The 8,574-nt window shown below is 29.8% G+C and carries 8 protein-coding genes; all 8 read right to left on the bottom strand.

Annotated elements, in window-relative coordinates; genetic code table 11:
• On the bottom strand, positions 1-704 hold a 704-nt coding region (locus tag RYL55_RS07665; RefSeq protein WP_315008398.1), incomplete at its 3' end, for a glycosyltransferase.
• Positions 705-718: 14 nt separating this feature from the next.
• Positions 719-1,819 (bottom strand): EpsG family protein, encoded by a 1,101-nt coding sequence (locus tag RYL55_RS07660; protein ID WP_315008396.1) that lies wholly within the window; start codon positions 1,817-1,819, stop codon positions 719-721.
• 30 nt (positions 1,820-1,849) lie between these two features.
• On the bottom strand, positions 1,850-2,512 hold the full coding sequence (locus tag RYL55_RS07655; RefSeq protein WP_314110798.1) for a CpsD/CapB family tyrosine-protein kinase: 663 nt from the start codon (positions 2,510-2,512) through the stop codon (positions 1,850-1,852).
• Between the two features lie 5 nt (positions 2,513-2,517).
• Positions 2,518-3,204, bottom strand: a complete 687-nt coding sequence (locus RYL55_RS07650; RefSeq protein WP_315008394.1) for a chain-length determining protein — start codon at positions 3,202-3,204, stop codon at positions 2,518-2,520.
• A gap of 28 nt (positions 3,205-3,232) precedes the next feature.
• Complete coding sequence (locus RYL55_RS07645; RefSeq protein ID WP_314397573.1) at positions 3,233-3,814, bottom strand: sugar transferase; 582 nt, start codon at positions 3,812-3,814, stop codon at positions 3,233-3,235.
• Between the two features lie 45 nt (positions 3,815-3,859).
• Entirely contained in the window at positions 3,860-4,591 is a 732-nt protein-coding gene (locus RYL55_RS07640) for a CpsB/CapC family capsule biosynthesis tyrosine phosphatase (protein WP_314397572.1), read from the bottom strand.
• Position 4,592: 1 nt separating this feature from the next.
• Positions 4,593-6,041, bottom strand: a complete 1,449-nt coding sequence (locus RYL55_RS07635) for an LCP family protein (protein WP_314397571.1) — start codon at positions 6,039-6,041, stop codon at positions 4,593-4,595.
• A 189-nt stretch (positions 6,042-6,230) separates the two neighbouring features.
• The coding region (locus RYL55_RS07630; protein WP_315008392.1) for a MucBP domain-containing protein at positions 6,231-8,574 on the bottom strand (2,344 nt) is incomplete at its 5' end.

Here is an 8,574-nt window from a genome sequence, read left to right as displayed (position 1 = left end):
TCTCCTCTACGAAAAAAATCTAATTGTAGAATAAAATCTGTCTTCACATACAATAATCCGCCTCTTCTTAGATAGCTAGAATCATTTGTTTGCATCACAACTAAAGGTTCTTGAATATTATAAAAATCTTTGGTTGGATTATCATGTAATAATCTCATCGTTAGATCATAGTCTTCCAAATAGCGAAATTCACGGTAATTACCCGATTTTAAAATATACTCTTTTTTCATCATACTAGAAGGATTATTAAAGGGATTTCTCATTTTCGAATACCGACGAATTTCCTCCGTAGTTTCAGGTACTTTCTTTAATGCGGTAAACTCTGTATTCTTCTCTAAAATATTAGAACCAACCATAATAAGATTTGGATTTTCTTCGAATACTTTTAATTGTTTTTCAAATCTTGTAGCTATACAGTAATCGTCGCTATCCATTCTAGCAATTAATTCTGTTTGACATTTTTTCACACCAAAGCGTGACGTTGGTCCTGATCCTAAATTTTCAGGTAATTGATAAACTAGTAAAACAGGTATTTCTTTTTTTAGTAGATCAATTTCTTCATTTAAAGCTGCTGTCAATTCTCCATCACAAATTAAAATAATTTCCTTAGGTTTTATAGTTTGTTGATAACAACTCAGGATACTTTTTCTCAGATTTTCCGGAATTTCTTTTTTATAAACGGTTATTAAAACTGAAAATTCCATTTATACACCTCTTCTTAATTTCCAATCAACCAATCGGTTATAACCGAACGATACGGAACAATTTGATACCATTCCGGTTTAAAATAAATAAATACTAATAAAATTACGAAATAAATAATAACAGTAACATAGAACAATATCCATCTTAACTTTTTCTCTGTAATCTTATACAAAACCATTGGAATATATAATGTTACGATTGGAGAAATATAAAAAACAAATCTTTCTAATAATGCCGTTTGTAATGTCGTCATTGTCAGTATTAAATTTATAAAAAATAATGTTTTAATCGCTTCTTCTCGTTTCGTTAAAAGTTGGTTTTTCATAACTAACTCACCAAACACAAATATCAACCCATACAGAATAGTTAATAACACTGGAGCCCATTTATTACTTTCTATAAACCAAGAGGATTCTAAATATGGGATATATTGAGGAAAAACACTAATAATAGTTGCAAAAAGTATTTTAGTAAATGGTAATAACGCTAAAGTGATTAAAAGCAGAACACTGTAGTGTTTATAATTCAGTTTTACATTTTTAAAAAGTAAAAATAAAATACAAATTACTCCAGAACTATGAAACAATGGAGCTAATAAAATACAAATAATTCCTCGAATATTTTTCTTTTCAAACAAAAAGTAAAATCCTAAGAAACCAATAGCAACAGCTAAACCTTGACGAATATTTGAGAAGGAATATAGAAACATCCCTAAAGAACTAAAATAAATCATTAAACTAATATATATATTTTTAGAATACTTCGACAGAACATAGAACCAAATCAATAAGGTAATAATGGCAAAAATAAATAAGAATACGGTATATTGATCTGTCAAACTACGGATAATTTGATTACTTAAAATATATCCAGATTCAAAGCGAGACTTAAAAAAATTTGAGAAGCCAGGGAGTTTCAAAGCATTTTTCTCAAAAATAGATACATAAACATGCAAATCACTTCCTACACTAGATTTTCTAAATCCATCGATTACTAAAAACAAAATAAAAGTTGGAAATATAAAAAATTTAAGTTCTGATTTTTTATCCTCAAAAAACAAAGAGAGGAACGCCAAAAAAGTCAGATAAATAAATATAAAAATATAAACTAGCATATGGTTTCCTTTCTTTGTTTGTATTATCAATTAATATTCATAATAGTAATAATAATTATCCCCATCAGTTAATTTTAATTTATTCATAACTGTTCCTAGGAATCTAGCTCCAACATTATCTAATCGTTTTCTTGCTTCAATAATTTGTCTTCTTTTAGTTCTTTTATTATCTACAACTAAAATTGTAGCATCTGCAATTCTAGCTAATATTTGAGCATCAGTAGCTGCAAGTAGAGGTGGAGTATCAATAATCACATAATCATAATAATCCACAAATGCTTTAAGACATTGTTCCATAGTGGTACTTGCCAACATTTCCGATGGATTAGGTGGAATTGGACCTGATGTTAGAACATCTAAATTTACATCTAAAATATTTAAACGTTGAATCGCTTCAGCACCAACTTCTCTCAATAAGAATTTACTCAATCCAACAGTATTTTTTGTTCCAATAATTTTATGTTGAGTGGGTTTTCTCATATCTGCATCAATAATCAAAACTTTTTTCTTTTGTTGAGCTAATGAAGCTGCAAGATTAATACTTACTTCACTTTTTCCTTCATTTGGATTAGAACTGGTCACAACAATCGTTTTAATACTCTGTCCATAATTTGAAAATTGAATATTACTTCGTAATGTTTTAAAAGATTCTGATGCTATTGATTTATTATTATGAATAACTTCAATATACATATTTCTTACCTTCTCTCTTTTTTCTCTATTACTGGAATCATTCCAAGTGTCGGTACACCCGTTAATTCTTCTAACTCATCTGAAGAATCAATTGAATCACTCATTACATAGCGAATAAAAATAATATTAAAAGCAATAAATGAAAATACAATAAATGCAATCAACATATTTTTCCATAAAACCGGATAAATTGGTTTTAAGCTACCTTGTGCTTCTGATACAATTGCTAAATCATCACGACCAAACTTTTCCGTCGTAAACTGCTTATATTGCTTCACATATTGTTTAATATATTGATTTGCTAAGTCTCTATCACTCGCCTTAATCGTTAATGTCATTAATTGCGATCCGGAATCGTTGGTTAATTTAATACTTTTAATTTTAGAAGCATCTTCCGAAGATAATTCTAAAGCTTTATCTGTTGCTTCTTTCACAGGGGATAATGCTGCAATTTCTAAGTATGTTTTTGCTTGTCTCTGAAATAAATTTAATGCTTCCATCACTTGAGAATCATTTTTCTCACTATTCATAATTTTTAAAATAAGAGTAGAAGACACACTATAAACAGGTGTAATTGCAAACATTGTATACAATGTCACTCCTCCTACTCCCAATAAAATAAATATGATTAAAAATAATAATTTTGACTTAATTACACTATATATTTTTGTCATATTATTAGAAATATCCATTTTTTATACTCCTCTTCCTTTCATTCTATTATCTAGAACCTTCACCCGTAAATACAACCTTTATTGTTTTAAATAAAATTAATATATCTAATTTGAAATTCTCATGTTCAATATAATATTGATCGTATTTTAATTTTTCTTTTGGTGATAATTCATAACCACCATTTACTTGAGCCCATCCAGTAATACCTGGTTTAACAGCTAATCGATCATTGAAATCTGGAATTTCTTTTAAAAATTCCTCAATAAATTCAGGTCTTTCTGGACGAGGACCAATAATGGCCATTTCTCCTTTAATAATATTAATTAATTGAGGTAATTCATCAATTCTAATTTTTCGAATAATTGCACCTACTTTTGTAATTCGTGAGTCTTTCTTTTCAGCCCATTTATGTCCATCCTTTTCTGCGTCATTATACATAGAACGTAATTTATAGATTTTAAATTTATTTCCATTTAATCCTACTCTTTCTTGGATATACAATGGATTACCATTTGTCTCTAAAATTATGAAAAATGCACTTATTAAACAAATTGGTATTGCAGGTACTAGTAAAACTATACTAAAAAAGAAATCTGTTAATCTTTTTAATCCTCTGTATTTATTCATATTATCCTCTTCTACATTAATCATATTTACCCAACTATTTTATTACTATAATATCTGATTTTGAATAATCTTGTTTGGATTTTCTACAAATAACTCTCTCGCTCTTTTTAAACCATATTTTTTTGAGATAATATCATATGCTTCTTTCATATATGGAGGTCTTTTTGTAAGATTATGCATATCACTAGCTATGAAATGCACCAAATCCTTATCGAGAAAATACTTTGCTCGTTTTTTCAAAGCTCTATGCTTATCATGAAAAAATCTTGGCTTTAATATACTTGAACTATTGACTTGGGTATAGCACCCCATAGCAATTATCTCTTTCAAATATTTTTCATTATTTTCAAGCGCATGATAACGTTCTATATGTGCTACAATTGGTGTTAATCCTAACATTAATAGATTTTTTAAAGCATTCCTAATCTCCCAAAAGGATGTGCTCCTACCAAACTCAATTAGTACATAAGATGTTTTATTTATACATGGAATTTCTCCAATTTTTAATTTTTCAAGCATCTCGTTTGAGTAATAGACTTCTGCACCATATAGAATTGTTAAGTCTGGTGCAATTTCTTGTACAATTTCTTGTACACGCCTAAAGTTTAATTGAATCTTTTCTTCAAGAGTTTCAAACATTCCTATTCTACGATGTGATGTAGCAACAATAGTTCGTACGCCTTGATGATACGCCTCTATTAAAAGCTGTTCACTTTCTTCTAATGTTTTTGGTCCATCGTCCACACCAAAAATAATATGCGAATGAAGATCAATCATATTATCTTCCCTCCATGATAGCCTTCATGGCATCTTTAATCGATTGTAACTTATTTTCATCAATTTCCATCATATACAACTGACTATTCGGCATCGCATATGAAGGTAAATCCATTCGACCAACTCCCGTTAAATCAATGGATTCCACACTATATAAGCCACCTGTTTCTAACTGACTATTTACAAGATTCATCATCGTAACAAACGGCATATTTGTTTGAATAGAATCTTGTATCCCTTGCATAATTTCACTAAAATTCGATAGCGCTTCAGTAGAAGTTAATTTACGTATAATAGCAGTAATTACTTTTTGCTGATTTCGTCCTCTATCACGGTCTCCATCCGTTAGTGCATAACGTTCACGAACAAATCCTAACGCTTGATCTGCATTTAAATGAATTCTTCCGGCAGCATAATATTGACCATTATGTTCTGCCGTAAAAGCTTTATCATTATCGACATCAATTCCACCCAAATAATCAATTAATTTTAGAAACGAAGTAAAATTCAATCGAACATAATAATTAAGATCAATATTATAAAGATTTTCTAATGTTTTAATAGAAGCATCTACCCCATAAATTCCAGCATGAGTCAATTTATCCTTTTGATTATTACCTCCAATCGCTATTGGAACATAAGAATCCCTTGGAGTAGTAGTAATTAACACTTTTTTCGTTTTAGTATTAACTGTTAAAATAATATTCACATCTGATCGAGAAACTTCATTAATTGAACCATAGGTATCAATCCCACTAACATAAATATTAAAGCTATCTCCTTTATTCATTTTAGGACCTTTAACTTTTTTCGTTAATTTTTTAACATATAATTTTTTAATCTTTGATAAGTAATCAGGATGCTCTGTTTCAATAATTTTTTCAAAAGCTTCATTGAGTACAATTGCTTCTGTTTTCCCAGCAATCAAACTATTATATGCATCTAAGTAGGAGCTGATTTTTTCAAGTTCTATGATTTTATTTTGCTTTATTTTAATCTCATCTACAAATTTTAAAATATTCTCTTCGTCAATATCAATTGGAGCAGTGACCTTCTTTAGTTGATTAATTTCATTAATAGGACTATCTGCTAATACTGCAACACTCATCGAGTAACTTGAAGTCGTTGCTGATTCATTCATCTGGTTTGCAAATTCAACAAATTGATAAATTGAAAAAATTGCAATAAGATTTAACACATTAAAAATTATTAGTAAAATACGTGTATTTTTCTTTGATTTTTTTGAAAAATAGAAATTTCTAATACTAAAACTTGCAACAAATACTAATAATAGTGTTACTAAAATATTTAAATAACGGAATGCCAATATTTTATAACTAAATATGAATACTAATAAGATAATCGATAAAATTATATAAGTAACTAACAATCCTATCTGAAATCTTTGTTTTGTTTTACTAAGATATTTCTTTTTAGAATGTTTTTTCACATGACACCTCCATTATTATTAAATTCTATTATAAAACAATAGAATGGAATATTCCAATATTTGATAACCATTTTTTTCTATTCGTACTAAAAAAGCCCTCCGAATGATTCGGAGAGCTCCCTTAGTGTCTTGATTGATTAATCTGTCTTTGAAATAAATCAATACAAATACTTAGTTTTAGAAAAAATATTACTCTTCTTCTTTTTTCTTACCAGGCATTACAATTCCCAATCCTGCAAGAATTGAAGCTGCTGCAGCTCCAAAGATTGTTACTTCTTCTCCAGTACCAGTATTTGGTAACTCATTCTTACGTTGTTCTACTGTTGCTGGTAATTGAGCTATTTGACGATATACGTGACGTACATTGCCATTTGCATCTGTTTCTGTACGAACAAATTCGTATCCTGCAATATTATCTTGAGGATGTTGACCTTGTTTTGTTGTTTGAACAGCCTTACCATTTTCATCTACATATGAAGTTTGTTTTTCATTCACTTCAGAAGTAGTTGAATTTACTTTGCGATAAATATGAGTAGTATTTCCATCTTTATCTTCTTCAGAATGATCATACACATATCCATTAATTACAGAGTGTTCTTTCTTACCATTTTCTTGTGTTTTGATAATATTTCCGTCTACATCTTTCCAAATAGTTGTTTGACCATTTTCAGTATTAGGTATTAAAACTGTTGAAGAAGATTTCTTAGTATATACATGGATTGTATTTCCTTTTTCATCTTTCTTCGTTTCTTTGAACACATATCCTGAGATTTCTTCTTTAGATTTTGTTCCTTTTTCTGATGATTTGATCTCTTTACCATTTTTATCGACATAACTTGTTACGACTTGACGATATACATGGATTGTATTCCCTTTTTCATCTTTCTTCGTTTCTTTGAACACGTATTCTGAGATTTCTTCTTTAGATTTTGTTCCTTTTTCTGATGATTTAATCTCTTTACCATTTTCATCAACGAATTTCGTTTCAACTTTACGGTATACATAGTCGACAATTGTAGCACCTTCGACAACTTCACCTTTTTCAACGGAAGTATCTGAAGTTTTTACAAGTTCATATACATCTCCATTTTCAGCAATAATAACTGTAGGTTTATTGTCAGTTGTGTCATATTTTTCACCAACTAATGTTGCATCAGTATCTACTACTACATTTGGAACATCTTTTCCTTCTGGAGTTTTTCCTGAGATTAAGTTACCATCTTCATCTTGATAATTCACTAATACTATTCCAACGTGTGCTTCTGGTAATTCTTCTGTATTATTCAACATTTCATAAACATAAGTTACAACAGAAGTTCTACCTTTAACACCTGATTGTTCAGAGTCTTTCGTAACTTTCTTCAGTGTATAAACCTTACCATCTTTTGTAGTAATTGTTTGTGGTTTATTGTCAGTTGTATCGTATTTAGTATTTAACGGGGCATTTGATGTATCCAATACTGTATTTCCTACTTCTTTACCTGTATCAGTAATACCTGAAATTGGACGTCCAAATTGATCAGTATAAAGGACTACTACACTTCCGTAATTACGTTTTGGTTCTGATTCTTTGACTTCTTCATATACATAAGTAATTGTTTGTTCTTTATCACTTACTTTACCTTTTTCAGAAGCTGAACCAGCTTTTGTTTCTTTCAATAGATATACTTTACCATCTTTTTCGATACGTTCAGACTTAATAGTTTCTGTTGAAGCATCATAAGCAGTTCCAACTAATGTATCTTTTGGTTGTACTGTTTGTGAATCTTTCAATACTTCTCCTGTAGTTGATACGTAAGTTACTTTAACTGTTTCACCTTTAGCTAGCTCATAAATATGTTTCGTATTTCCTTTGTTATCAGTTTCTGTACGAACTAATTTATATCCATAGATATCTTTCTTAGGTTGAGTTCCATCTTCTTCAGGTACAACTGGTGTATTGTTCTTATCAACTTTGATTGGATTTCCAGTTTCATCTACAAATGTTGTAACTGGTCGAACTGTTGGTGTGTATGTTTTCGTTACTACTGTTCCATTTACATCCTTCACTTGTACAGATACTCCTGTAGTTTTTCCAACAAATTCTGATTCTGGTGTAAATGTAATGACATTATTTATTAATGTATACGTACCTTCACCTGGAACTTTCACTTCTGTAGCTGGTGATCCATCTTTTCCAACTAATGTTGTCGTTGTTGGATCTAATGCTACTGATTCATGACCTTTGTTGAAGTTTACTGTTGTTGTATCTTCGTCTTTCTTATCAAACACGATTGTTGATGTTTGTGGTTGTGCTTTTGGTCCTTCAGTTTCAGCATTTTCACCTTCTGGTGTTACTGGTGTAACTGTAGGTACATATTTCTTAGTAACAACTTTACCATTCTCATCTTCAACTTGAACGGTTACCCCTTCAGCTGTTCCTTTGAATGTCTTAACTGGTGTAAATGTAATCGCACCATCTTTCAATTCATATGTTCCAACTTCTGGTACAGTAATTGTTGTAACTTTTTCACCATTTCCATTGACTAATGTT

Source organism: uncultured Granulicatella sp. (genome assembly GCF_963515615.1).
Classification (GTDB): domain Bacteria; phylum Bacillota; class Bacilli; order Lactobacillales; family Aerococcaceae; genus Granulicatella.
The sequence above is the reverse complement of the archived record's forward strand: the minus strand, read 5'-3'. Positions and strand labels throughout refer to the sequence as shown.

Bases quoted from the DNA above. Each gene is read 5' to 3' on its own strand.
- RYL55_RS07645 (WP_314397573.1), bottom strand. From the start codon at position 3,814: ATGAATAAATACAGAGGATTAAAAAGATTAACAGATTTCTTTTTTAGT.
- RYL55_RS07655 (WP_314110798.1), bottom strand. From the start codon at position 2,512: ATGTATATTGAAGTTATTCATAATAATAAATCAATAGCATCAGAATCT.
- RYL55_RS07640 (WP_314397572.1), bottom strand. From the start codon at position 4,591: ATGATTGATCTTCATTCGCATATTATTTTTGGTGTGGACGATGGACCA.
- RYL55_RS07660 (WP_315008396.1), bottom strand. From the start codon at position 1,819: ATGCTAGTTTATATTTTTATATTTATTTATCTGACTTTTTTGGCGTTC.
- RYL55_RS07650 (WP_315008394.1), bottom strand. From the start codon at position 3,204: ATGGATATTTCTAATAATATGACAAAAATATATAGTGTAATTAAGTCA.